Annotated in this window: 21 protein-coding genes and 3 pseudogenes; 22 read left to right on the forward strand and 2 right to left on the reverse strand. The window is 62.0% G+C overall.

Annotation, left to right across the window (positions count from 1 at the left end):
* Positions 1 to 93: 93 nt before the first annotated feature.
* Both LDP01_RS00345 and LDP01_RS00350 read right to left on the reverse strand, forming a co-directional pair.
* Positions 94 to 1,188, reverse strand: coding sequence for a polyprenyl synthetase family protein (locus LDP01_RS00345; protein WP_224089537.1), 1,095 nt, complete (start codon positions 1,186 to 1,188; stop codon positions 94 to 96).
* Entirely contained in the window at positions 1,185 to 1,754 is a 570-nt protein-coding gene (locus LDP01_RS00350) for a hypothetical protein (RefSeq protein ID WP_224089538.1), read from the reverse strand. Before LDP01_RS00350 ends, LDP01_RS00345 begins: the two co-directional genes overlap by 4 nt.
* Positions 1,755 to 1,828: 74 nt before the next feature.
* Here LDP01_RS00350 and dinB point away from each other — a divergent pair, with 74 nt between their 5' ends.
* The 22 genes and pseudogenes from dinB to LDP01_RS00460 all read left to right on the forward strand — a co-directional run bounded on the left by dinB (position 1,829) and on the right by LDP01_RS00460 (position 25,229).
* A complete protein-coding gene (dinB, locus tag LDP01_RS00355) occupies positions 1,829 to 3,091 on the forward strand; it encodes a DNA polymerase IV (protein ID WP_224089540.1) in 1,263 nt (420 codons plus the stop codon).
* Between the two features lie 237 nt (positions 3,092 to 3,328).
* Positions 3,329 to 3,698 (forward strand): annotated as a pseudogene (locus LDP01_RS00360) (SCO2097 family morphological protein).
* A 446-nt stretch (positions 3,699 to 4,144) separates the two neighbouring features.
* Complete coding sequence (mraZ, locus tag LDP01_RS00365; RefSeq protein WP_216922947.1) at positions 4,145 to 4,576, forward strand: division/cell wall cluster transcriptional repressor MraZ; 432 nt, start codon at positions 4,145 to 4,147, stop codon at positions 4,574 to 4,576.
* 136 nt (positions 4,577 to 4,712) lie between these two features.
* Complete coding sequence (rsmH, locus tag LDP01_RS00370; RefSeq protein WP_224089544.1) at positions 4,713 to 5,741, forward strand: 16S rRNA (cytosine(1402)-N(4))-methyltransferase RsmH; 1,029 nt, start codon at positions 4,713 to 4,715, stop codon at positions 5,739 to 5,741.
* On the forward strand, positions 5,738 to 6,394 hold the full coding sequence (ftsL, locus tag LDP01_RS00375) for a cell division protein FtsL (RefSeq protein ID WP_224089546.1): 657 nt from the start codon (positions 5,738 to 5,740) through the stop codon (positions 6,392 to 6,394). The genes rsmH and ftsL overlap by 4 nt, the downstream gene beginning before the upstream one ends.
* Positions 6,395 to 6,436: 42 nt before the next feature.
* Complete coding sequence (locus tag LDP01_RS00380; protein ID WP_224089548.1) at positions 6,437 to 8,233, forward strand: peptidoglycan D,D-transpeptidase FtsI family protein; 1,797 nt, start codon at positions 6,437 to 6,439, stop codon at positions 8,231 to 8,233.
* Between the two features lie 104 nt (positions 8,234 to 8,337).
* Entirely contained in the window at positions 8,338 to 9,975 is a 1,638-nt protein-coding gene (locus LDP01_RS00385; RefSeq protein ID WP_224089550.1) for a UDP-N-acetylmuramoyl-L-alanyl-D-glutamate--2,6-diaminopimelate ligase, read from the forward strand.
* Positions 9,976 to 9,981: 6 nt separating this feature from the next.
* Positions 9,982 to 11,439: a UDP-N-acetylmuramoyl-tripeptide--D-alanyl-D-alanine ligase gene (locus LDP01_RS00390; protein ID WP_224089552.1), complete on the forward strand. Its 1,458-nt coding sequence runs from the start codon at positions 9,982 to 9,984 to the stop codon at positions 11,437 to 11,439.
* A 30-nt stretch (positions 11,440 to 11,469) separates the two neighbouring features.
* Entirely contained in the window at positions 11,470 to 12,579 is a 1,110-nt protein-coding gene (mraY, locus tag LDP01_RS00395; RefSeq protein ID WP_224089553.1) for a phospho-N-acetylmuramoyl-pentapeptide-transferase, read from the forward strand.
* The gene (gene murD / locus LDP01_RS00400; protein WP_224089554.1) at positions 12,561 to 14,150 is read left to right on the forward strand and encodes a UDP-N-acetylmuramoyl-L-alanine--D-glutamate ligase; all 1,590 of its coding nucleotides are present in this window, start codon (positions 12,561 to 12,563) and stop codon (positions 14,148 to 14,150) included. Before mraY ends, murD begins: the two co-directional genes overlap by 19 nt.
* A 2-nt stretch (positions 14,151 to 14,152) precedes the next feature.
* Positions 14,153 to 15,455, forward strand: a pseudogene (gene ftsW / locus LDP01_RS00405) (putative lipid II flippase FtsW).
* A gap of 6 nt (positions 15,456 to 15,461) precedes the next feature.
* Positions 15,462 to 16,580, forward strand: coding sequence for an undecaprenyldiphospho-muramoylpentapeptide beta-N-acetylglucosaminyltransferase (gene murG, locus LDP01_RS00410; RefSeq protein WP_224089555.1), 1,119 nt, complete (start codon positions 15,462 to 15,464; stop codon positions 16,578 to 16,580).
* Entirely contained in the window at positions 16,577 to 17,947 is a 1,371-nt protein-coding gene (gene murC / locus LDP01_RS00415; protein WP_224089556.1) for a UDP-N-acetylmuramate--L-alanine ligase, read from the forward strand. Before murG ends, murC begins: the two co-directional genes overlap by 4 nt.
* Positions 17,940 to 18,800: a cell division protein FtsQ/DivIB gene (locus LDP01_RS00420; RefSeq protein WP_224089557.1), complete on the forward strand. Its 861-nt coding sequence runs from the start codon at positions 17,940 to 17,942 to the stop codon at positions 18,798 to 18,800. Before murC ends, LDP01_RS00420 begins: the two co-directional genes overlap by 8 nt.
* Positions 18,801 to 19,016: 216 nt before the next feature.
* Positions 19,017 to 20,237: a cell division protein FtsZ gene (gene ftsZ / locus LDP01_RS00425; RefSeq protein ID WP_216922971.1), complete on the forward strand. Its 1,221-nt coding sequence runs from the start codon at positions 19,017 to 19,019 to the stop codon at positions 20,235 to 20,237.
* Between the two features lie 24 nt (positions 20,238 to 20,261).
* Entirely contained in the window at positions 20,262 to 20,972 is a 711-nt protein-coding gene (locus tag LDP01_RS00430; RefSeq protein ID WP_224089558.1) for a purine nucleoside phosphorylase YfiH/LACC1 family protein, read from the forward strand.
* Positions 20,965 to 21,723: a YggS family pyridoxal phosphate-dependent enzyme gene (locus LDP01_RS00435; protein WP_224089559.1), complete on the forward strand. Its 759-nt coding sequence runs from the start codon at positions 20,965 to 20,967 to the stop codon at positions 21,721 to 21,723. The genes LDP01_RS00430 and LDP01_RS00435 overlap by 8 nt, the downstream gene beginning before the upstream one ends.
* Before the next feature lie 85 nt (positions 21,724 to 21,808).
* Complete coding sequence (locus LDP01_RS00440; RefSeq protein WP_224089560.1) at positions 21,809 to 22,342, forward strand: cell division protein SepF; 534 nt, start codon at positions 21,809 to 21,811, stop codon at positions 22,340 to 22,342.
* A 107-nt stretch (positions 22,343 to 22,449) separates the two neighbouring features.
* Positions 22,450 to 22,737 (forward strand): YggT family protein, encoded by a 288-nt coding sequence (locus LDP01_RS00445; protein ID WP_224089562.1) that lies wholly within the window; start codon positions 22,450 to 22,452, stop codon positions 22,735 to 22,737.
* A 171-nt stretch (positions 22,738 to 22,908) separates the two neighbouring features.
* Positions 22,909 to 23,604: a DivIVA domain-containing protein gene (locus tag LDP01_RS00450; protein WP_216922981.1), complete on the forward strand. Its 696-nt coding sequence runs from the start codon at positions 22,909 to 22,911 to the stop codon at positions 23,602 to 23,604.
* 99 nt (positions 23,605 to 23,703) lie between these two features.
* Positions 23,704 to 24,309, forward strand: a complete 606-nt coding sequence (lspA, locus tag LDP01_RS00455; protein WP_224089564.1) for a signal peptidase II — start codon at positions 23,704 to 23,706, stop codon at positions 24,307 to 24,309.
* Positions 24,302 to 25,229, forward strand: a pseudogene (locus LDP01_RS00460) (RluA family pseudouridine synthase). The gene lspA and the pseudogene LDP01_RS00460 overlap by 8 nt, the downstream one beginning before the upstream one ends.
* Positions 25,230 to 25,313: the final 84 nt, after the last annotated feature.

Here is a 25,313-nt window from a genome sequence, read left to right on the forward strand (position 1 = left end):
GTTAGCCGGCGCTTAGATTCCCATAAGTAGTTAAACAGTGGACGACGGCGGTTTTTGACCGCCGTCGTCGTCTCAACGTCTGGAAATGCCCGGTCAGGCGGCCCGGCTGACAGCTGCCTCGGCCAGTTGGCGCAATGCCGTGAGCGGTAATTCTTCCAGCGGCAGTTGTTCCAGGGCAGCGAAGGCTTTGTCGCTCAGCTCGTCGATGAGGGATTCCGTGGCATCAAGGGCGCCGCACTCGACCATTATGTTGCGGATTGTGGAAACTTCGTCCTCACCCAGCTTCGGTTTCCCCAACATTTCGTCCAAGTACGTGGCTTGATCCGTGGGAGCCAGATTAATGGCAAACCCAACGAGCACTGTCCGCTTGCCCTCCCGGAGGTCATCGCCGGCAGGTTTTCCCGTTGTCTCCGGATCGCCGAAAACGCCCAGGACGTCATCGCGCAATTGGAACGCCTCGCCCAAGGGCAATGAAAATGCCGAATATGCCTTCAGCAGGTCCTTCGATGCGCCCGCCAATGCTCCGCCCAGGGCCAAGGGGTGCTCGGTGGAATATTTGGCGGATTTATAGCGAATAATCGAGGTGGCGCGCTCTACGGAACCCGCGCGATCGCGTACCGGACCGGCTACTTCCTCAAGAATGTCCAGGTATTGCCCGGCCATTACCTCGGCCCGCATGAGGTTGAAAATACGGCGTGCTTCACTTCCTGCGGCTGCCCTGGGGCCGATTTCCGTGAAGGATTCCTCGCTGAAGGAAAGGCACAAATCGCCGGTCAGGATCGCCGCGGCGTGGCCGAACCGTTCATTGTCCAGCGCCCATCCGTTGGCCTCGTGGAGTTGGCTGAAGCGGCGGTGCACACTGGGGCCTCCGCGACGCGTATCGGAACGGTCAATGATGTCGTCATGGATGAGGGCCGCGGCTTGGAAAAGTTCCAAAGCGCAGCCGGCCGTTAGGATGTCCGCGTCACCCGCGGGACCGCCCGCACCCCGCCAGCCCCAGTAGCACATCAGTGCACGAAGCCGTTTTCCGCCTGTGACGAGGCTGGATATTGACCCCATGAGGGGGGCGACGTCCGGGGAAATCGTAGCCATCATGTCCTGCTGGACCGCCAGGAACCCGTTCAGCTTCCCGGCGACGCCGGCAATAAACTCGAGTTGCTCCGTGTGGAGTTGGGAAACCGGCGTCACTTGACGGACCCGGCCGCCACGTTGGCGCCGATGGTGAACGTGGAAACGCCTTCCTTTTGCCTCACCGACACGTTGACCGTCTCACCGTCACCGCGGATGAAGTCGATTGATGTGACGTTTCCTACGGCTTCGGGGCCTGGAACAACCTTGAATCCTTGTGCTTCAAGCGAGGTCTTGTAGTAATCCACCACGCTTTCCGGCGGAGCTTTGACCGTTCCTACGAGGGCAACCGTGGCAGGAGATACGTTCTTGTCAAAGCTGCTGGAGCGCACGGACGTCTTGGGCATCACCGGGATGAGCTGTTCCGGAAAGCCCGGGACCAAAGCGCCAACTGTGGCCGTCGCGCCGGGCACGGGTCCGGCTGACGCGGACGTGTCAGGAGCCTGTGACGACGATGGGTCGGAGGCCGGGGAAGAGGTCGTAGCCGTGGAGGAATCAGGGGAGTTCCCGGATGCGGGTGTGGCAGCCGGGCTGCCGGGGGATGGAGTACAGGCGGAAACCGCCAGGGCGACACTCGCTGCGAGCAGGGTAAACCCTCGCGATTGAGGAGTTCCAAAGAGCTTCACAGGGGTATCCTTCCTTGGGCTGACGGGGGACTGTGCCTCCAGTTTAGTCAGTGGCCGGGCATAGTATTGCCGTTGTGAGGCAGGAAGCATTCGGTGGCGCCCAAAGCGCCGGCAGCGAACCAGCCCGCAGCGCGCAAGACGCCCTGCGGGAACAGCGGCGAACCAGCATCCTGCACGTGGACATGGACGCCTTTTTCGTTTCCGTGGAACTGCGCAGCCGGCCGGACTTGCGTGGAAAGCCAGTGATCGTCGGCTTCCCTGCCGAACGCTCCGTCGTCTTGTCCGCGTCCTACGAAGCCCGGGCCACAGGTGTGAAGTCAGCGATGCCCATGGCCATTGCCATGCGGATGTGCCCCGGCGCTGTCATCATCCACCCGCGCCACAAGCTCTACTACGAGGTTTCGGCACAGCTCATGGAGATCTTCGCCTCCATTACGGACCTCGTGGAGCCCTTGAGCGTTGACGAGGCTTTCCTGGACGTTGGTGGGGCAATCCGACGTCTCGGATCTCCCTTGGACATCGGACATCTCATCCGTCGTCGTGTTCGGTCTGAACTTGGTATCACCGCTTCAGTGGGGATTGCCGGAACCAAGTTTGTGGCCAAGATCGCGTCCACGCGGTGCAAGCCGGACGGCATCCTCCAGATCGACGCCGAGGACACCATCGCGTACCTTCACAGCTTGCCGGTCAGTGCCCTCTGGGGCGTCGGCGGCAAGACCGCCGAGGTGCTGGCACGCCTCGGCATCCGGACGGTGGCCGACGTGGCGGCTACGCCGGTGGCATCGCTGAAAAAAGTCCTTGGCGCCAGCGGAGAGCACGTCCACAGGCTGTCGATGGGAATAGATCCCAGGCCGGTCACTCCTACGAGGCTGGAAAAGAGCATCGGCGCGGAGGAGACTTTCGCCACAGATTCGGCGGACGATGCCCTGCTGCACAGGGAGCTACTCAGGCTGTCCCATCGCACGGCGGCGCGGCTGCGCAGTTCCGGGATGCTGGCCCGTACGGTAGCTTTGAAACTCCGGTACGCCGACTTTTCCACGGTGACCCGCAGCCGGACGGTGCATACTCCCGTTGACAGCGCCCAGCTTATTTACCAGGTTGCCGTGCAACTGCTGGAGTCCTTGGGGGCACGATCCATGAGCGTTCGTCTCGTGGGTGTCCGTGCGGAGCAGTTGGAACCGGCCGGCCAAGCGTCCATGCAGCTCAGCCTTGACCGGCGCGATGACAACTGGCGGGCCGCGGAGCAGGCCCTTGACCGCGTCGCCGAACGCTTCGGCTCCAAAACATTGCTCCCGGCCAGGCTCCTGGATCCGGGCAAGACTCCTGACGTGAAATGACCGCTGCGATGCCACGCAGGCGCCTTCCGCGCGTCTTTCAGAACAGCGCCTGACAAACTATCCTAATTAGTACAGATATTTAGATCGTCTGGACAGCTGTTTCCTGAGCAGTCGGTCCCAGGATGTCCGCTAACAAGGCGGAAATTTTTGGGGAACGCTTTTCGTGGCCCGATCGTTTTGGAAACAGACGCACAGGCCGCGATTCGTCCAGACGCTGGCTGACTAAAGGAGGTCGCGATGCCCCTCTCGGAGCATGAACAGAAGCTGCTTGAGCAACTTGAGAAGCAGCTTCATGAGGACGATCCGAAGTTTGCCAACACCATGGGTTCGGATCCCATCCGCAGCTGGTCAACCCGGCACGTGATAATTGGTGTCCTTGGTGCCATCGCAGGCATCCTTTTGCTGCTGGTCGGCGTGTCGCTTCAACAAATTTTTGTTGGCGTCCTCGGCTTTGTGGTGATGGGCGCAGGTGTCTACTTTGCGACTCTTAGGGGCGCGGCGTTCGGCAAGGGCCCGGAAAGGGAAAGCCGGAAAGTCAAAGTCCAAGAGTTCGTTCATGAGCAATCTAGAGGAGCGCTGGGACGAGCGCCGCCGCGACGACAATTGAGCGTGGCCGCAAGCATTAGCCCGGAACCGGATCCCTTCCACGCGACGATTCCTGAATAACCTGCGCCTATACCTGGTGCATGCCCCTGGGTGGCAGGGGACACAAAGGACCCTTCACGGGTCTTTTTGCGTTTAACCCCTGTCCTCCACTTTCCACCCCTTCGAGGTTGATAAGCCGCTGTGGACGCGGAGCGCGGCCATCCCTGCACCCGATTCCGACCGGGGAGCATGGGGCATGCCCCAGGCCTTCCTCTGCCCTCCACTTGCCCTCCACTTCCCACCACGCCCTTGAATCCGCGCATTCACGCGCCTTCGGAAACTCAAAGTGGTGGAGAAACGGTCCGTGGTGCGTTGACTGTGGGGCTTTGTGGAGTAAAGTGGAGCGCATAAGAGGGTATTGGCAGGGTTGGGTTTGAACGGGCACCTTGACTGAGGGGCGGTGGGCCGGTGTTTCTTGGCACCCATTCCCCACGCCTTGATGAAAAGGGCCGGATCATACTTCCCGCGAAGTTCCGTGAGGAACTTGCCGAGGGCCTGGTTCTCACAAGGGGTCAGGAACGCTGCATTTACGTCTTCAGCCAGAGGGAATTCGAGCGCATTCACGAATCGATGCGGGAGGCACCACTGTCCTCCAAGCAGGCTCGTGATTACATTCGGGTTTTCCTGTCTGGGGCCTCTGACGAGGTACCTGACAAGCAGGGGCGCGTGACGATTCCGCCGGCGCTCCGGGCCTATGCAGGGCTCGGCCGGGAATTGGCAGTTATCGGTGCCGGTACCCGCGCGGAGATCTGGGATGCCGAGGCTTGGAATGAATACCTCGCCGAGAAGGAAGCAGCCTTCTCGGAAACCGACGATGACAATCTGCCCGGGTTCATCTAACCGGGGGATGGGGCCTTGGCCCCGGTCCTTGGATGGGATCTCCAGCCGCCCATCGAACTGTCTTCCTGGCTCAACTTCCCCTGGGCCAGGCCGGCGGAACGATAGGCGCGGATGGGGATCCGATCCAAGGAACTGAATGCAAGCGATTGAGGAAAGAGGAGGCAACGTGGAAGAGCAGGACGCGGCAAAGCCCACATCTGAGCGCCACGTGCCCGTCCTGAAGGACCGCTGCATCAACTTGCTCGCCCCGGGCTTCGAAGCAGCCCGGTCCAGGGGTGAGACCCCGATTGTTATTGATGCCACCTTGGGCATGGGCGGCCACTCCGAGGCCATGCTGCAGCGATTCCCGGACTTGCACCTCGTGGGGATCGACCGCGATGAGGAAGCGTTGGCCTTGGCTGGCGCGCGGCTGGAGCCCTTCTCCGACCGCACGGACCTGGTTCATGCCGTCTATGACGAAATCGAGGACGTCCTTGCCGATCTCGGCATCCCGGAGGTCCATGGCATCCTCATGGACCTGGGTGTTTCGTCCCTGCAGTTGGACGAGCGCGAACGCGGCTTCGCCTATTCGTATGACGCGCCACTGGACATGCGGATGGATACCAGCCGCGGACAGACAGCTGCGGACGTCGTCAACAACTACAGCGAAGAAGACCTGGTTCGTATCATCCGCAAGTGGGGTGAGGAAAAATTTGCCGGCAGGATCGCCAATCGCATTGTGAACGCCCGCGCCGAGAAGCCCTTCGCCACTACCGGAGAACTCGTTGAGCAAATCCGCAGTGTAGTACCTGCTGCTGCCGCCAAGAGTGGTGGCCACCCGGCTAAACGGACCTTCCAGGCACTGCGTATCGAGGTCAACGAAGAACTCGACGTCCTGGAGCGGGCTATTCCAGCCGCCGTCGCAGCGACTGCCGTGGGTGGGCGGATTGTCGTCATGTCCTACCACTCCCTGGAGGACAAGATCGTAAAGTCCGTTTTCCAGGCCGGATCCAAGTCCTCAGCACCGCTCGGATTCCCCGTTGAACTCGAAGAACACAAACCCGAACTGAAAACACTGACCAAAGGCACGGAAGTGCCTACGGCCGCAGAAATTGCCGAGAACCCGCGCGCGGCGTCTGCCCGACTCAGGGCCGTGGAGCGCATCAAGCCAAGGAGAGTCGCATGAGCACCGCCGCAGCGAAGACACTGCCCTCCGTGGTAGGCAACACGGCCAGGGCACTTCCGGCTCCAGCCGGCAAGCCCGACGCCGGTCGAAAGGCCCGTACGCCGCTTTCGCTTGTGCGCAGCGCCCCAGGGAAGCGGCGCACTCCCTTTGTCGTCCTGTGCTTCGTGGTGATGGCGGCCGCTCTGCTGACAGTGCTCGTCCTTAACATTTCTGTATCCACGGCCCAGTACCGGTTGGTGCAGCTCAAATCAGAAGCAGCCACCCTGAACAAGGAAAACCAGGATCTGACACAGAAGAAGCAGAACTTCGAGGCTCCCCAGAATCTGGCTGCAAAGGCTGCAGAATTGGGAATGGTACAGTCCACCGTCAAGGGCCAGATCGATCTGAACACCATGACGGTCACCGGAAAGGCGACCCCGGCTGTAAAGGGTGACAACCCTGCGGCCGTGATCGCCCCTCCCGCCGTTGCCGGCCAGCTTGATGTGGTGCCCTCGGTGACTACCAAGGATCCGTTGGAAAACCTCAAACCGGCAACACCCGTAGCGCCTGCGGCCACACCGGCTGCGCCCGCTGCCAAGCCCGCAGCCCAGGCGCCTGCAGAGCTTCACGGGGGATCCGTTCCCGCTCCCCGGCAGAAGGCACCAGGGCAATAGCCCGCAAGATCACCGACGCAAGGCCAGCAGCAAGGAATCCACGTGGCGCAAAACCCCGGCAAATCAAAAAAGACGAAGGTGCCGGCGGCGAGGAAGCGGCTCCGGGTTGGTCTTGGCATCATGCTGACACTGCTGTTGGTGGTGGGCGGGAAACTCTTCATGGTGCAAGGCCTTGATGTCGGTGGCATGGCCGAGGCGGCCCTTGCGAACCGCCTCACGCCGCAGGTACTGCCGGCCGAACGCGGCAGGATCCTGGACGCCAACGGCACTGTCCTGGCCAGCAGTGTCATCCGCTACAACATTGTGGTGGATCAGGTCCTGAACACCGCCACCGCTGAGTTCAAGCGCTACAACGAGAAGACCGAAGAAGTAGAGACCATCCCGCGGGACCAGGGTATCTCCGAACTGGCTTCGCTCCTCGGGGCCGATCCCGCCAAGGTCAGGGAGTCCCTCACTGGCGACAAGAAGTACTTCACGGTGGCCAAGGATGTGAAACCCGAGCTTGAAGACCGCATTTCCAAGCTGCATATTCCCGGTGTTGCCGCCGAAGGCGTCAGTAAGCGTGTCTATCCGAACGGCAGCGTGGCAGGCGGGGTGGTGGGTTTCCTCCAGGACGGCACCACAGGCCAGGCAGGCATCGAGCAAACCCAGGACCAGGTCCTCCGCGGTACCGAGGGCAAGCGTGTTTTCGAGATTGGCGCCGATGGCCTCAGGATTCCCGTGGCAACTGATGAACTCACGCCGGCTGTTGATGGAAGCGACGTCAAGCTGACGCTCAACACGGACATCCAGTACTTCGCACAGCAGGCCATCCAAAGCCAGGTCAACAAGATGAACGCCGAGTGGGGTTCCATCATTGTGATCGACACCAAGACAGGCAATCTCATTGCCTTGGCCGACACGAATGCCCCGGACCCCAACGATCCCGGGAAAGTTGATGCCAAGGACAGGGGTGTGCGTTCTGTAACGGCCGCCTACGAGCCCGGATCCGTCGAGAAGATGATCACTGCCTCTGCCGTGATCGAGGAGGGTAAGTCCTTCCCGCTGGACCATTTCACTATCCCGCCGTCCTACACCATTGACGGCCAGACGTTCACCGATGCGTTCGAGCACGGCACCGAAGAACGCACGCTGGCCGGAATTCTGGGCTGGTCCATGAACACCGGGACCGTGATGGCGGGAAGCAGGCTGACCAAAGAGCAGCGCTATGAATGGCTGAAGAAATTCGGCGTCGGCGAGCAAACGGACATCGGCCTTCCCGCGGAGGCCACGGGTATCCTCGCCAAGCCCGATCAGTGGGATGAACGCCAGCAATACACGGTGCTGTTCGGTCAGGGCGTATCGCAGTCCACGCTGCAAACCGTGCGGGCCTTCCAGTCGATCGCCAACGACGGCGTGATGTTGCAGCCCAGGCTCATCGACAGTTACATCACCCCCGAGGGTGAAGAGCAGAAGGTTCCCGCCAAGGAGTCCCGGCAGGTGGTGTCCAAGGAAACTGCCCAGCAAATGCGGGACATCCTGGAAAGCGCAGTGACCGAGGGGCAGATCAAGGACGCAGCCATCGACGGCTACCGGGTGGGCGCCAAGACAGGAACCTCGCAGGCGCCCCGCGAAGATGGGCTCGCCGGCTTTGACGGGTACACGGCCTCGATGGTGGGCATGGCGCCCATGGATGATCCCCGGTTCATCGTCGAAGTCGTGCTGCAGCGGCCGAGGGGAAATATCTACGGCATCACCAATGGGCCCGTGTTCCGTTCGGTCATGTCGCAGGTCCTCAGGACCTACAACGTGGCGCCATCCACCGGGACCCCCGCGCGCCTGCCGCAGTTCGTCAAGTAAGCTTCTTGGGCGTCTGTTTCGGCCAAAGAATTTGATCCATCACTACCGGCTGGGCGCCGCTGGCCCCAAGCCGGTCGTTCCACCGAGCATCAACGGAGAACCACGTGTCAGAGCACAAAGAGGCCGCTTTCCATGCCGAGACGCCGGAGACCGGCACATCCGGCTTTCGTCCGGCGTCTGTGGCTGCAGTGCCTTTGTCGACCATTGCAGAAGCCCTGGGAGTCGCCGTCCCGGCGGACGGCGGAACCAGGGGAGTGACGGGCATCTCGCTGAACTCCCGGGCCGTTGAACCCGGTGACCTTTACATGGCCCTGCCCGGCGCTTCGCGCCATGGTGCCGACTTCGTCCCCCAAGCGGTCGACGCCGGCGCGGTCGCCGTAGTCACGGACGACGCCGGGGCACGGCAGCTTGCCTTGGCAGGCGAGCAGCCCGTACCTGTCCTTATCGTCGAGGAGCCGCGCACCGTCGTCGGGCGTTTGGCTGCCCTGATCTACCGCAGCCAGCCGGACGACGGCGGGTTCCCGACACTGTTCGGAGTGACCGGGACCAACGGTAAAACGACCACAACGTACTTCATCAACTCCTTGCTCCGTGCCCTGGGTAAAACCCCGGGGCTCATCGGAACAATCGAAATCCTGGCCGGGGGAGATCCCATTCCGAGCTTGTTGACGACGCCGGAATCCACCGACGTCCATGCACTGCTTGCCTTGATGCGGGAACGTGGGCTGGAGGCGGCCTCCATGGAGGTGTCCTCCCACGCCGTTGCTTATCACCGCGTGGATGGCGTGATGTTCGACGTCGCCGGGTTCACGAACCTCACCCAGGACCACCTGGACCTGCACGGCAGCATGGACGAGTATTTCCGCACCAAAGCTGAGCTGTTCACCCCGGGACGGGCACGCCAGGCAGTGGTGATGGTGGACGACGAATGGGGCCGCAACCTGGCGCGAACAGCGGACATTCCGGTAACCACACTCACTGCCACGACGGGAGGCAGCCCTGCCGATTGGTCCGTTGCCTCAACCACGGCCCGTGGACTCGGCACCGATTTTGAACTGCGGCACACGGACGGCCGTGTCCTGAGCGTACACACTGGCTTGCCGGGTGACTTCAACGTGGCGAACGCGGCCCTGGCCACGATCATGGTCCTTTCATCAGGCGTCGATGCAGAGACCCTCCAGGGCGCACTCGACGCCCACGATCCCTTTACCGTGGCCGTTCCCGGACGAATGCAGCTCATCTCCACCGCGCCGGCCTCCGTGGTGGACTTTGCCCACAACCCGGATGCCCTGGCCCGCGCGCTTCAGGCTGTGCGGTCCCGCGAAGAAGGCTCCCGTGTGATCGTGGTGTTCGGGGCTACCGGGCAACGGGACCAAAGCAAGCGTCCTACGATGGGCGCCATCGCCGCACGCTTGGCAGACATTGTCATCGTCAGCGACGACGACCCCCACGACGAGGATGCAGCAGCTATCCGTTCAGAGGTGCTGGCAGGTGCCTATGCTGCCCGTGAGGCCGGCAACCTGACCAGTGAAATCATCGAAACCTCGCCGCGGGATGCCGCCATCAGACGTGCAGTGGAGTTGGCCACCCCGAAGGACACCATCCTCATCGCAGGTCGCGGCCACGAGGTATGGCAAGAGGTCAAGGGAGTCAACCTCGCCCTTGACGACAGAGTGGAATTGCGGGCCGCCTTGACATCCAGGGGATTCAGCGTTTCAACGGACCAGCGGATAGAGTCCTAAACCGAGATGATTGCACTTACTGCGGCGGAGATCGCCCACATCACCCATGGCCGTTTAACCGGAGACGGGGACATCGCGCCCACTTCCGTCGTCACTGATTCCCGGGAAGCTACACCTGGTTCGCTCTACGTGGCGAAGCCCGGCGAACACGCGGACGGTCATGACTTCGTCGACGCTGCCTTCGAGCGGGGTGCCGTCCTGGTGCTGGCCGAACGCGAGGTCACCGATGTCGACGGCAAGCCGTATCCCGCCGTCGTCGTCGATGACGCCGTGCTCGCCATGGGAGCCCTTGCTGCCGAAGCAATCCGCCGCATCCGCTCCGCCAGGGAACAGCGCGGCGAGGAATTTACGGTCATCGGCATTACCGGGTCCGCCGGCAAAACCACCACCAAGGACTTACTCGCCGGCGTGTTGTCCCAAGCCGGGCCCACGGTGGCTCCGCGCGGCTCATACAACGGTGAGGTCGGCGTCCCGTTGACGGTCTTTGCTGCCGATACGGACACTCGCTTCCTCGTCATTGAGATGGGAGCCACCGGCATCGGGCACATCAAGTACCTCGCTGGGATGGTGCAGCCCGATATTGGTGTGGTGCTGGTGGTCGGCACCGCGCACGCCGGGGAATTCGGCGGTGTGGAAAACATCGCCACGGCCAAGGGCGAACTCGTTGAAGGGCTCAGTGAGCACGGTACGGCTGTCCTGAACCTGGACGATGGCCGGGTTTCCGCCATGAAGAGCCGCACCACGGCGAAAGTCCTGGGCTTTAGCGCCTCTCCAGCGACGAACGAAGACGTGGAAGCGCGCAACGTTGTGGTCAACGCAGAGGGCCACCCCGAGTTTGATCTTGTACTGCCCGACGGCGGCCCTTCCGTTCGCGTCCGCAGCCGCCTGATCGGCGGCCATCACGTGACGAACCTGCTGGCTGCCGCTGCTGCGGCATTTGCCGCGGGCATCCCGGCGGCCGACATTGCTTCCTCGCTTAGTTCCCAGTCCGCCGCCAGCCGCTGGCGCATGGAACGAACCGAACGCCCTGACGGTGTCACCATCATCAACGACGCATACAACGCCAATCCTGAGTCGATGCGGGCAGCACTGCGCACACTCGCTGATCTTGGACAGGGCAGACGGACCTGGGCCGTGCTTGGGGCCATGCTGGAGCTCGGCGAGGATTCCATCCGCGAGCACACCGCCGTGGGAACACAGGTGGTGCGCTTGAACATCTCCAGGCTCGTGGTGGTGGGACGCGAAGCGCGGGCCCTTTACATATCGGCTATCCAGGAAGGTTCGTGGGGGGACGAATGTTCGTTCACGGAGACTGCCGAAGAAGCTTACGAACTCCTGCAACGGGAGCTGCAACCCGGGGACCTGGTTTTGTTCAAGTCCTCCAATGGGGTGGGGCTGAGGCATTTGGGTGATCGGATAGCATTACCCCCACGGGCCCGAGTCCACCGGGGAAAGCGCGGCTGAAGATGCCGCAAGCGAAGGGAACGAGCTGCTGTGATTGCACTTTTGATCGGCGCCGGCGTCGCCCTTCTGGTGGCCCTGATAGGGACGCCCCTGTTCATCAGATTCCTGGTGGCAAAGAGCTATGGCCAGTTCATCCGCGACGACGGCCCAACCTCGCACCACACCAAGCGAGGCACGCCCACCATGGGCGGGACCGTGGTTGTTGCGGCGGTCCTGATCAGCTACTTCGTGACCCACTTGATCATGTGGATGATGAATCCACGGTCCGAGGGGCCCTCCGCGTCCGGGCTGCTTCTGCTGTTCCTGATGGTAGGAATGGGCTTCGTTGGCTTCCTGGATGACTACATCAAAATTTCCAACAAGCGCAGTTTGGGCCTGAACGCCCGTGCCAAGCTGATCCTGCAAGCCGCCGTTGGCATCATTTTTGCCGTTCTCGTGCTGCAGTTTCCCAACGAGGACGGACTCCGTCCGGCTTCCACGCAAATTTCCCTCGTCCGTGACATCCCCTGGCTGGATCTCGCCTTTGGCGGGACCATCCTGGGCGCAATTCTCTTTGTCATTTGGTCCAACCTCATTATCACTGCGGCTACGAATGGCGTGAACCTGACAGACGGCCTGGATGGCCTCGCGTCGGGAGCATCCATCATGGTGTTCGGCGCCTACACGATCATGGGGATCTGGCAGAACAACCAGGCCTGTGGTTCGCCCCGTGAGGCGGGCAGCGGTTGTTACCAAGTACGCGACCCCATGGACCTGGCGCTCCTGGCGGCAATCCTGAGCGCCGCTTTGGTGGGCTTCCTCTGGTGGAACACATCACCGGCCAAGATCTTCATGGGTGACACTGGTTCCCTGGCAATCGGAGGCGCTGTTGCCGCCTTCGCAATCCTCTCCCGCACAGAACTTTTGCTGGCCTTCATCGGTGGTTTGTTCGTCCTGATCACCCTTTCCGTCATCATCCAGGTTGGCTTCTTCAAGCTGTCGGGTGGCAAACGGGTCTTCAAGATGGCCCCACTGCAACATCACTTCGAACTGAAGGGTTGGGCAGAGGTCACGGTTGTTGTCCGCTTCTGGATTCTTGCCGGGCTCTTCGTGGCCGCAGGCCTTGGAATCTTCTACGCTGAATGGGTGGTGCTGCTGTGAACGCAAACCAGGAGAGCTCGCAGTCGGCCAACGACCGCCTCAAGGATCTCACCAGCTGGGATGCTGATTGGCGTGGCTTGCGGGTGGTGGTGACCGGAATCGGCGTGTCGGGTTTTGCTGCCGCAGATACCCTCATCGAACTTGGCGCAAAAGTTGTGGTGGTGGATGCCTCGACCACGGCGAAAGCAGAGGCGCAGGCCGACACCCTGAAAATCGTGGGTGCGGTGGATGTACTGCTGGGCGAAGAGGCCGTCAAGGTCCTTCCCCTCATCGACGGCAACAAGCCCGAGCTCATTGTGACCTCGCCGGGATGGCGCCCGGACCAAGCCTTGCTGGCCGCCGCCAAACGCAAGCACATTCCCGTGTGGGGCGACGTCGAATTGGCGTGGCGCGTCCGCGAACGGGCTGGCCGGAAGACCGCTGATTGGCTCACCATCACCGGCACCAACGGCAAGACCACCACGGTTGGGATGACAGAGTCCATGCTGCAGGCGGCCGGACTCAAGGCCATTGCGGTGGGCAACGTAGGCACGCCCATCCTTGACGCGCTCAGGGATCCGGTGGAGTACGACGCTTTTGCGGTGGAACTCTCAAGCTTCCAGTTGCATTGGAGCCATTCGCTGTCACCGGTGGCCAGCGTATGCCTGAACGTCGCCGAAGACCACGTGGACTGGCATGGCTCCTACGCGTCGTACCTTGCAGACAAAGCGAAGGTCTACGAGAACACGCAGAAGGCCGCAATCTACAACGCCGATCAAATTGAAACCGAACGCATGGTGGAGAACGCGGACGTCGTGGAAGGCTGCCGCGCGGTCGGATTCACCACGAACACCCCTGGCATCAGCATGCTGGGCGTCGTGAATGGATTGTTGGTTGACCGCGCGTTTATCGAAGAGCGGAAAAACTCAGCCGCCGAACTCGCGTCCATCTCCGATCTGGGGCCAGTGGCACCGCGCCATATGGTGGCCAATGCCCTGGCCGCAGCTGCCCTCGTCCGTGCTTATGGGGTTGAGCCTGCCGCCGTGAAGCAGGGCTTGGTCAACTATCTTCCCGGTGCACACCGTATCCAGCTCGTGGCCAAACACGACGACGTGCTGTGGATCAATGATTCAAAGGCCACCAACCCACACGCTGCCTCGGCCGCTCTTTCGGCTTTCCACAATGTGGTGTGGATCGCAGGGGGACTCTCCAAGGGCGTCAATTACGATGACCTCGTCAAGGAGCACGCTCCCCGTTTGAAGTCGGTTGTGCTCATCGGCACTGACACGGAGGCCTTGGAAGCGTCGCTCCAGCGACACGCAACGGATGTCCCCGTGATAGCCCAGCCCAAGGGCGACACTGAAAGTGTGCAGACCGCAGACGGTAACGCCTCCTCGCCGATTTTTGGTGAGACCATCATGGCCCAGGCTGTGAGGGCAGCGGCCAGCGTGGCGGAGCCAGGTGACACCGTGCTCATGGCTCCGGCGGCTGCATCCATGGATCAGTTCTCTTCCTACGCTCACCGTGGCGACGCTTTCGTCCAGGCAGTACGCGAGCTCGTGGAAGGGCAGGCAAAGACCACCGAGGAGTAACAATGGTCAGCACGCCCACCCGCAGCCGCGGCAAGGTTTCCGGGGATGTCGGAGCCCAGGCTCCTTCGGCTGCCCGCAGGAAGCCCGCCCGGCTTCGGGGCCACGTTCGCTCCTTCTGGGAAGGCTTGGAGGGCAAGAGCAAAGCTCCCAACAGCTCCACGTATTACCTCATTCTTGGATGCGCCCTGGCCCTGACCGCCATCGGTGTGATGATGGTGCTCTCCGCATCCAGTGTGGAAGCGATCTCCGAAGGCAAGTCGCCCTACGCCGATGCATTGAAGCAGGCGATGTTTGGCGTCGTCGGACTGGTGGCGATGTACCTGATCTCGCGGACCAACGTCAGCTGGATGAAAAGGCTGTCCTGGTGGGGCCCTCGGTGCCGTTGTGGTCCTGCTGATACTTGTCCAGGTTTTCGGTCGCAGCACCTTGGGCAACCAGAACTGGATCGATATCGGCGGCATCAGCATCCAGCCCTCGGAAGTTTCGAAGCTGGTCCTTTGTGTTTGGATCGCTGCAGTCCTGGCACGCAAGGAGAAATACCTGCACCGCTGGATGCACGTGATCATACCGGTGGTCCCAGGGGCCGGCCTGGTCCTTGGGTTGATCCTCGTGGGCAATGACCTGGGCACAGCGATCGTTGTCATGGCCATCGTTGCCGCAGGGCTGTACTTTGCCGGGGTTCCCACAAAGATGCTGGCAATTGCCGGCGTCGCCGGAGCCATTGGCGCTACAGCCATGACAATCATCAGTCCCAACCGGATCTGCCGGGTGACGGCCTGGCTGGGCATGGCAGGGGATTCCTGCACCGCAGATTCCGACTTCACCTACCAGTCCACCAATGGCATGTACGGATTGGCGCAGGGCAGTTGGACCGGTCTTGGGCTGGGGCAGAGCCGGCAAAAATACAACTGGCTTCCAGAGGCCCACAATGACTTCATTTTTGCCATCATTGGCGAGGAACTGGGACTGGTGGGCACCTTGGTGGTCCTGGTGCTGTTCGCCATCCTCGGCATCGCCATTTTCCGTGTCGTCGTACGGCAGACCGATCCGTTCCAGCGCACGCTCGCCGGTGGCATCATGGTGTGGCTCCTGGGACAGGCAAGCATGAACATGGCAGTGGTGACGCAGCTGCTTCCCGTGATCGGTGTCCCGCTGCCTTTCATTTCTGCAGGTGGCTCGGCCTTGGTGATGTCGCTGTGCGGCGTGGGCGTAGTGTTGTCCTTGGCCCGCGGACAGTTGCCACCACAACAGCGTCCCCGGCTCTTGCCGCGTCGTTTGTCCAAGACCGCACGAAAGCGTAAATAGCACTTCATGACTTCAGATTCCTCCCACGCGTCCAAGCCTTTGTCCGTCGTGCTTGCAGGCGGTGGTACGGCTGGCCATGTCAGTCCGTTGCTGGCCATCGCGGACGCAATCAAGGAAAAGCGTCCGGAAGCTGCCATCCTGGCTGTGGGCACGCCGTCGGGCCTGGAAACCAGGCTTGTCCCAGCGGCCGGGTACAAGCTCGCCACGATTGACCGGGTCCCGTTGCCACGAAAACCGTCCCTGGATCTCCTGAAGCTTCCGGGACGGTTGCGGGGAGCCGTCAAGCAAGCGGAACGAATCCTCCATGAGGCCCAGGCAGATGTCCTGGTGGGCGTGGGCGGCTACGTTTGCACTCCCATGTACCTGGCAGCCCGCAGGCGCGGTACGCCCATCGTGATCCATGAGGCCAACATGAAAGCAGGGCTCGCAAATCGCGTAGGTGCACGGTTCAGCCGACATGTTGCCGTGGCGTTTGCCGGTACGCGCCTTCGCGGCGCCCGCCATGTGGGCATGCCCATGAGCCGGGCAATCTCGGGACTGGACCGCTCCGGGGCCGCGCCTGCTGCCAAGGCTTCGCTGGGCCTCAATCCGGACCGTCCTGCCCTGATCGTGACTGGTGGGTCCTCCGGAGCCCTGAGCATCAACCGTGCTGTGGCTGCTGCCTTGCCCGAGCTGGCAGCTGCGGGGATCCAAACACTGCACATCACCGGTGCCGGCAAGGCAGTCCTGGATAACGACGGCGGACCCCTCGCCGCTGATGGGTACCGGCAGGTGGAGTACGTGGATGGAATGGAGGATGTCTACGCTGCTGCCGACATCCTGCTCGCCCGTGCCGGAGCCGCAACGGTCAGCGAAGTGGCAGCAGTAGGGGTTCCTGCGGTGTTCGTGCCCCTGCCCATCGGCAATGGTGAGCAAGCGCTTAATGCAGCCGCGCTGGTGGAGGCCGGCGGAGCGCTGATGGTCCAGGACAAAGATTTCACCCCGGAATGGCTCAAAGAAGAGCTCATTCCGCTCGTATCGGATCGCGGGAGGCTGGACGAAATGGCCCGCAGGTCCGAGGCCCTTGGCATCAGAAACGCCGATCAGCGCATGGCTGATCTTGTCTTGGAAGCGGTATCCGCATGACACACGCGATTGCACCACTTGAGTCCCTTGGACGAGTACACTTCATCGGCATCGGCGGGGTGGGAATGTCTGCCATCGCCCGGATCATGGTGGCCCGCGGTGTTCCTGTGAGTGGTACTGACGCCAAGGACCTTCCCGTCATGCATGACCTGGCTGCAGCAGGTGCCCGTATTGCAGTGGGATACGATTCCGGCAACCTGGGTGACGCCCAGACTGTTGTTGCCGGCTCCGCAATCCGTGCCGACAATCCTGAGTTGTCGGCGGCCCGCGAGGCCGGTTTGCCCGTGCTGCATCGTTCCGAGGCATTGGCTGCGACCATGGGCGGCCACAGGGTTGTCACCATCGCCGGCACCCACGGCAAGTCGACCACCACGTCCATGGTTGCGGTCCTGCTCAAGGAAGCGGGATTGGATCCGTCGTTTGCCATTGGCGCGAACGTCCCGGCGCTGGGGGTCAACGCGGCCCACGGTTCCTCGGACATTTTCGTGGCTGAAGCGGACGAGTCCGATGGCTCGTTCCTCAACTACCGTCCCCTGATCGCCGTCGTCACCAACGTGGAAGCCGACCACCTGGACCACTACGGAACCGCGGAAGCTGTTTTCGCCTCCTTCGATAACTTCGCAGCGCTCCTGCCGCCCCACGGAGTCCTCCTGGCATGTGCGGACGACCCCGGCGCCCGCGCGTTGGCGGAGCGGACGGCCGCCAAGGCAACCACGCGTGTGCTGACGTACGGGACAAGCCACGACGCCGATATCCGGCTTGGCGATGGCGGTCCGGGTGATGTGTCGGTAGCGGTGGATGGAGCCAGCTACACCTTGAACCTGCAGGTCCCCGGAAGGCACAACGCCCTGAACGCCGCAGCCGCATTCGCCGTCGCCTTGGAGCTTGGCGTAGCGCCAGGGACGGCAGCTACGGCACTTGGACACTTCACCGGTGCGTCCCGGCGCTTTGAACTTAAGGGGCAGGGGAGGGGCGTGCGTGTGTACGACGACTACGCCCACCACCCAACCGAAGTGCGTGCAGCCCTGTCCGCCGCCCGCTCCGTGGCTGGCGGCAACAAAGTCCACGTTCTCTTCCAGCCGCATTTGTTTTCCCGGACCCGGGAATTCGCTGCGGAGTTTGCATCGGCGCTGGATGCTGCGGACACGGCGTTGGTCCTGGACATCTACCCTGCCCGTGAAGACCCCATCCCCGGTGTCACTAGTTCGCTGATTGCTGACAGGCTCTCCCAGGGACGACTGGTCTCCGGCGACGAAGCTGTGGAAGCCATTGTGGCGGCCGCTGGTGAGGGTGACATAGTGCTGACCGTGGGAGCCGGAGATGTCACTGCATACGGCCCGGTGATTGTGGAGGCGTTGGGTGGCTAGCACCCGCAAGCCAACCTTCAAGCCCGCGGCGGATTCCGGTCGGGAGAATAAGGGCCGTCCGGCGGGTGGTTCCCCGGAAAGCGTCATCAGCGCCCAGAGGTCAGTTGAGCCTTCTCCAAAAAACGGCCCGGACAATGTCATTGCTTTTCCCGAGCCGAAGGGCAAACGCAAGCGCCGGCTCCTGCTGTGGACTTTCGCCATCGTTACGGCTTTCGTCGCCGTGCTCATAACGGGTGCCATCTATTCACCCGTGCTCGCGGTCCGGACCATCACGGTGGACGGAACCAAGCTGCTGACGCCTGAGGACGTGCAGAAGGCCTTGACAGCCGTGGAGGGCAAGCCGCTGCCGCAGGTGAGCGGGCAGGAAGTCAATGAGCTCCTGAAGCCCTTGGTCCAGGTACGTTCGGCAACCGTGGAGGCAAGGCCGCCGTCGGAATTGCTGGTGCACGTCAATGAGCGCGTACCGGTGGCCCTGTTGAAGCAGGGTGACACGTTTGTGATGGTGGATGTGGATGGTGTTCAGCTGGGAGCCACGCAGGATCAGTCTGCGGTGGCGCTGCCCCTGATCGACGCCGGTGCAGGTGCCACCAACACCGGGCTGTTTAAAGCGATTGCGGCTGTCCTGAACACTTTGCCGGCCGATGTGCTGGCCAGGATGTCCACGGCATCTGCTGCGTCGCCTGATGCCGTCGAGCTAAAACTGGTGGACGGAAAGACGGTAGTGTGGGGCAATGCCGAGGACAAGGAACTGAAGGCGAAGGCACTTGAGGCACTGCTGAAGATGCCGCCGGATCCCAAAGTCCCCGTGAACGTCTACGACGTCAGCGTGCCCCGGCATCCATTCACCAAATAAAGAGCATTGAGCACGTAACCTGCGGGCCTCGGTGACCTTATTTCGCGACAATCAAGCGACACGCGCAAGCGGTCATTGCATGTGCGAAGCGGAGGAAATACCGTCGCAGTAGAGTTACTTGACATAACTATAACCTTCAACTAGAGGGTTAAGGTCCAAGGATTCAAGTTGGACTCGATCAGTTTCGCTATAGGACACAAGCAAGGGGCACGAAACGTGGCAGCACCGCAGAATTACTTGGCCGTCATCAAGGTCGTCGGCATCGGCGGCGGTGGCGTGAACGCAGTCAACCGCATGATCGAGGTCGGCCTCCGGGGCGTCGAGTTCATTGCCATCAACACTGACGCGCAAGCGCTCCTCATGAGCGATGCCGACGTCAAGCTCGACGTCGGTCGTGAGCTTACGCGCGGCCTCGGCGCCGGAGCCAACCCCGAGGTCGGCAAGCAGGCCGCTGAAGACCACGCTGACGAGATCGAAGAAGTTCTCCGCGGCGCTGACATGGTCTTCGTGACGGCCGGCGAAGGTGGTGGCACCGGAACTGGTGGAGCCCCTGTAGTCGCGCGCATCGCCCGCTCCCTTGGTGCGCTGACCATTGGCGTGGTGACCCGCCCCTTCACTTTCGAGGGCCGCCGTCGTGCGGGCTCCGCCGAAGCAGGTATCGATGCCCTGCGTGACGAAGTTGACACCCTGATCGTGATCCCCAACGACCGGCTCCTGTCCATCAGCGATCGCAACGTCTCCGTCCTGGACGCTTTCCGCTCAGCTGACCAGGTACTGCTCTCCGGTGTCCAGGGCATTACGGACCTCATCACCACCCCGGGCCTCATCAACCTCGACTTCGCCGACGTCAAATCTGTCATGCAGGGTGCGGGCTCCGCGCTCATGGGTATCGGATCCGCACGTGGCGAAGACCGCGCGGTGAAAGCTGCCGAGCTGGCCATTGCCTCGCCACTCCTGGAAGCCTCCATTGATGGCGCGCATGGCGTGCTGCTGTCCATTCAGGGTGGTTCAGACCTCGGCCTGTTCGAAATCAACGAGGCAGCCCGCCTGGTACAGGAAGTCGCGCACCCGGAAGCGAACATCATCTTCGGTGCGGTCATCGACGACGCCCTCGGCGACGAAGCCCGTGTCACCGTCATTGCCGCCGGGTTCGACGACGTCAAGGCAACCTCTCCGTCCATGGACCAGTCGCGTCCCGCGCAGAACCCCGTGCCTGCCGAGCGTCCTGCCGCGCCGAGTACCGCTCCGTCCAACGCGAATGCACCGCAGCATGCAACTGCAGGCATCGGCGCCGCCGGCCTGAGCAACTGGGGCCAGCAGCGTCCGTCGGCGCTCCCCGCGGACTCCGGATTCGACGTCGACCTTCCGGCCGTTGTGGAGCCGGACCTGTCGGGTAGCCGCTCGGATGACCTCGACGTTCCCGATTTCCTGAAGTAAGCGGGCTTCGAGAGTCGATATCCCGTGTTTTGGTGGCGCAATGAAGTACGGCCCGGCGTTTCTGTTGCCTTCACGGACACAGGCGCCGGGAACCTGGCCCTCCATGTGGGGGACAACCCCGGGGATGTGACTGCGCGTCGTTCCCGGTTGGACGATGCCGCAAGCCTGGGCAACCGTAGCTTTCAGTACATGGACCAGGTCCATGGCAATGAGGTCGCGCTTATTTCGAGCTACGGTCCCGGTCCCACCGCGGATGCAATGGTCTCAGTGCCTTCGGGTGGCCAGGCTGCCCAGCCATTGTCGGTCATGGTGGCTGACTGTGTTCCTGTGGTCCTCATTGGAGATGCAGGCGATCGCGGTCCCGTCATCGCTGTTGCGCATGCAGGCCGGCCGGGCGTAGCCTCCGCTGTTGTCCCGGCAACCGTCAACGAGATGCGCATGCTCGGTGCCCTGAACATCAGTGCCTGGCTGGGGCCTTCTATTTGCGGCTCCTGCTATGAGGTTCCCGAGCAGCTTCGCGAAGAAGTTGCCGAGGTGGCACCTGCCGCCTGGTCGAGCACATCGTGGGGAACGCCGGCTTTGGACCTTCCCGCCGGTGTTCGCGCCCAGCTGGCCGAAGAAGGCGTCACCGTTGAGTACTCAGGGGAATGCACCCTGGAAAATGACTCCCTTTATTCCTACCGGCGGGATGCCCGTACCGGGCGATTCGCAGGTTTGGTGTGGACTCATGACTAGCCTTGGGCAAGATAACGCGGTGTCCGGCGTTGCAGGTTCTGATGCCCGCACCACTGAACTCGCCCGGCGGCTTGAGATTGTTCAGACGCGGATTTCCGCGGCGACGGCTGCGGCGGGACGCGTGGATCTGCCAGGGCTGATCGTCGTGACCAAGTTCCACCCGGCAGCTGATGTCCGGCGACTATCCACGCTGGGTGTCCGGGATTTCGGCGAGAACCGGGACCAGGAAGCTGCAGGCAAAAGCGCCGAACTCACGGACCTGGACGTCCGATGGCATTTCATTGGCCAATTGCAGAGCAAAAAAGCGAAATCAGTGGCTAAATACGCCTACTCGGTGCAGTCTGTGGATCGTCCCCAGGTGATTGAGGCACTTGAAAAGGCAGTCGCCCGCGAACAGGACGCCACAGGCCGGAATGACCTTGAGTGCTACATCCAAGTCAGTTTGGATGACGACGCCGGGGCGCACCGTGGTGGGGCGCGGCCCTCGGACGTGGAATCCCTGGCGGCAATGATCGCTTCCGCGCCAGGACTGAGGCTCGCCGGGGTGATGGCTGTGGCCCCGCTGGGTGCAGATCCTGAAGCGGCCTTTGAGCGGCTTGCGGGTGTTTCCGCAGGACTTCGGACCAATCATCCGGCTGCTTCAGGGATATCAGCGGGGATGAGCCAGGACCTTGAGGCCGCTATCAAGTTTGGGGCGACACACCTGAGAATTGGCTCCGATATTCTCGGTTCGCGTCCGGCCGTGGGGTAGCGTCAAAGTATTGGAATGACGGGCCGGGGTTCCAATATGTCAAGTCATGGCGGCCCGCCTACTGCAGAAACGATAGGAGTGCACCATGGCTGGCGCTCTGCGCAAGACAATGATCTATCTTGGGCTCGCCGACGGCGATGAACACTACGAATCTGAGCAGGCCGTCGCGCACCACGACGAAGAACGCCCCCAGGCACAGGACCGGGAAGAGCGCCGAGCGCCTGCACCCGTCCGGGAAGTTGTCCGTGAAATGCCCACTGCTGACGCCGAAGAGGAATACCGCGCACCCGTGACACCCATTAAGCGTGCGGCGTCGAGCCGCGAAGATGCCTCGGGTTTGAGGCAGATCACCACAGTCCATCCGCGTTCCTATAATGACGCCAAGATTATTGGCGAAAGCTTCCGGGATGGCATTCCCGTGATCATGAACGTCACCGATATGGGCGAGGCAGATGCCAAGCGTTTGGTGGATTTCTCGGCCGGTTTGGTCTTTGGCCTCCATGGCAGCATCGAGAGGGTGACCAACAAGGTCTTCCTGCTGTCGCCGTCGTATGTTGAAGTCATCGGGGACGACAAGAAGGCCAGCGAAACGCAGGCCAGCTTCTTCAACCAGAGCTAAGAACGATCGCTACGATGATGCCAGGCGGGTCAACCTGCCTGGCATCTGTGTTGCAATAGTAAGGACCGATCGGCATTCCGGAACAAGTGGGAGATCTGAGCTAACTCGTGGGCATTGTTTTCGGCCTTATCTATATTGTGTTGTTGCTGTTTTTCATTGCCCTTATCATCAGGCTGATCTTCGAATGGGTTCAGATGTTCGCCCGTCAATGGCGTCCCCGCGGTGTGGCGTTGGTAACAGCCCATATTGTCTACTCGGTGACAGACCCACCACTGAGGAGGCTTCGCAGGTTGATACCTCCACTGCAGCTGGGTGGAATCTCCCTGGACCTGGGCTTCCTGATCCTGATTATCGCCGTGAGCATTGCCATGGCGGTGAGCAGTAGCCTGGCGTAGCTGCGCAGTGATGCTGTACCGCGGAACCGGGGGCTCGCGATGGGTCTGAAGGCCGCAAATTCTCCAATTCAACACGATGGTGTTGAATTGGAGGAACCAGATGATATTTAGGTACCGTAGTTTTGAACGGCCGGAAGGCCTACTGACTAACTAGACCAACGAGGTGACCAGATGGCTTTGACGCCAGAAGACGTTGTCAACAAGCGCTTTCAGCCGACCAAGTTCCGCGAAGGCTACGACCAGGACGAGGTAGATGACTTCCTCGACGAGATCGTGGTTGAGCTGCGCCGCCTGAACCAGGAGAACGACGAACTTCGCAAGAAGCTCGGCGAAGCTGGCTCGGCTGTGCCCGCGGCAACTGCTGCGGCTCCGGTCGTCGAGAAGGTTCCTGCCCCGGCCAAGGTGGACAAGGAAGCCGAGGCCAAGGCGGAAGCCGAAGCGAAGGCTGCTGAGGCTGCCAAGAAGAAGGAAGCCGAGCAGGCCGCTGCGGCTGCCGCCGCCAAGGCACCGGCTCCCAGCAACGGTGTTACGCCGACCGCTGAGTCCGCTGCAGGCCTGCTGGCCATGGCGCAGCAGATGCACGACAAGCACGTTGCCGACGGTGCACAGCAGAAGGAAAAGATTATCGCTGAGGCGCAGATCGAGGCTTCCAGCCTGGTCAACGACGCCCAGGAGAAGTCCCGGAAGATCCTTGGCGCCCTTGAGCAGCAGCGTTCGGTCCTGGAGCGCAAGGTTGAGCAGCTCCGTGGTTTCGAGCGTGACTACCGCTCACGCCTGAAGGCATACATCGAGGGCCAGCTGCGCGACCTCGACGCCCGTGGTTCCGTCGCTGCCCCTGAGGTCGGCGAAGCAACCGCTGACGTTTAGCAAGTATTCTGAAAGCCGGTGGCTGGGGTCTCCTCTGCCACCGGCTTTTGCTGTTAACACCCTGACAGCAGCCCCCAACGCTCCACGAACGAAAGCACTATGACCGACGACCTCACCGACGACGCATCCCGGCCGGAACTTCCCGTCCGGAAATGGCGTCCCGCAATGCTGTGGCTCTTTGCCGGCTTTGCGGTTTTTGCCTATGTCTTTGACCAGCTCACCAAGCTCTGGGTGACCAGCACCATGACAGAAGGTGAGCGCATTCCAGTGCTGCCACCACTGCTGCACTGGTACTACATCCGGAATTCAGGGGCAGCTTTTTCCATCGGTGAGAACGTCACTTGGATCTTCACGATCGTCATGGCCGGGGTGTCTGTAGCCATCCTTTTGCAGTTGCGACGGCTCGGCTCCGCCTGGTGGGCATTGTCGCTTGGGCTGCTGCTTGGCGGTGCATTGGGAAACCTGACCGACCGCTTGTTCCGTGAACCGTCCTTCGCCATGGGCCATGTAGTGGATTTCATCCAGGTACCAAACTTTGCGATCTTCAACATCGCCGACTCCGCTGTTGTATCGGGCGTTGTCATCATTTGCCTGCTGACCCTGCGCGGGGTGGGCATGGATGGCACCCGGCAAGTGGCCGCACCGAAGTCAGCGAAGCCAGCCAAGCCGGCTCCGGGCTCCGGCGGGGAGACTGTCGGTGAGTGAATCGGTTGTAGTACCTGAGGACCTTGCAGGAGCGCGGGCTGACGCCGGCCCTTGCAAGGTTGCTGGACATTTCGCGTTCTGCTGCGGCGCTGCTTATCGCCGAAGGAAACGTCACCAGCGGCGGTGCGGCTCTCGGCAAGTCAGCAAAGCTCATTGCGGGCGCGGTGCTGGACGTCACGGTTCCCGAGCGGCCGGATCCCTTGGAAGTCGTGGAGGAAGTTGTGGAAGGCCTGAAGATCCTGCTGGATGACGAGGAATTCGTTGTCATCGACAAACCCGTGGGAGTGGCGGCGCATCCATCGCCTGGTTGGGTGGGGCCCACGGTGGTCGGAGGCCTGGCTGGAGCCGGCTACCGGATTTCGACGTCGGGAGCACCGGAGCGTGCGGGCATTGTCCACAGGCTCGACGTCGGCACTTCCGGCGTGATGGTCGTGGCCAAGACCGAGCATGCCTACACGGTCCTCAAGAGGGCTTTCAAGGAACGCACGGTGGACAAGGTCTACCACGCGGTTGTCCAAGGACTTCCGGATCCGCTGGAGGGCACTATTGATGCCCCGATCGGCCGCCACCCCGGCCACGACTGGCGCTTCGCGGTGATCGAAGACGGCCGGCCCTCAGTGACCCACTACGAGGTCCTGGAAGCCTTTGGTAAAGCTACGTTGGTGGAGGTGCACCTGGAAACGGGCCGCACGCACCAGATCAGGGTCCACTTCTCTGCGTTGCGGCACCCTTGCGCCGGCGATCTCACCTATGGTGCTGATCCCCGTCTCGCAGCAAACCTGGGACTGACACGGCAGTGGCTTCATGCACGGCAACTGGGTTTCACACACCCGCGGACCGGCGGGTGGGTGGAAGTCACCAGCGACTACCCGGCGGACCTTCAGTACGCCCTTGACCTGCTGGCCACGGGCTCAGCCTAGGCAACCGTTCCGGGCCTGCCCGGTCCAAGGGCTCCGCATTTTGTCGGGGGCGGGACGGTAGACTGTCGTGGTGACTTCCAGCAA

Origin of the sequence: Arthrobacter sp. StoSoilB13, from assembly GCF_019977255.1 — a bacterium.
Taxonomy (GTDB): Bacteria; Actinomycetota; Actinomycetes; order Actinomycetales; family Micrococcaceae; genus Arthrobacter.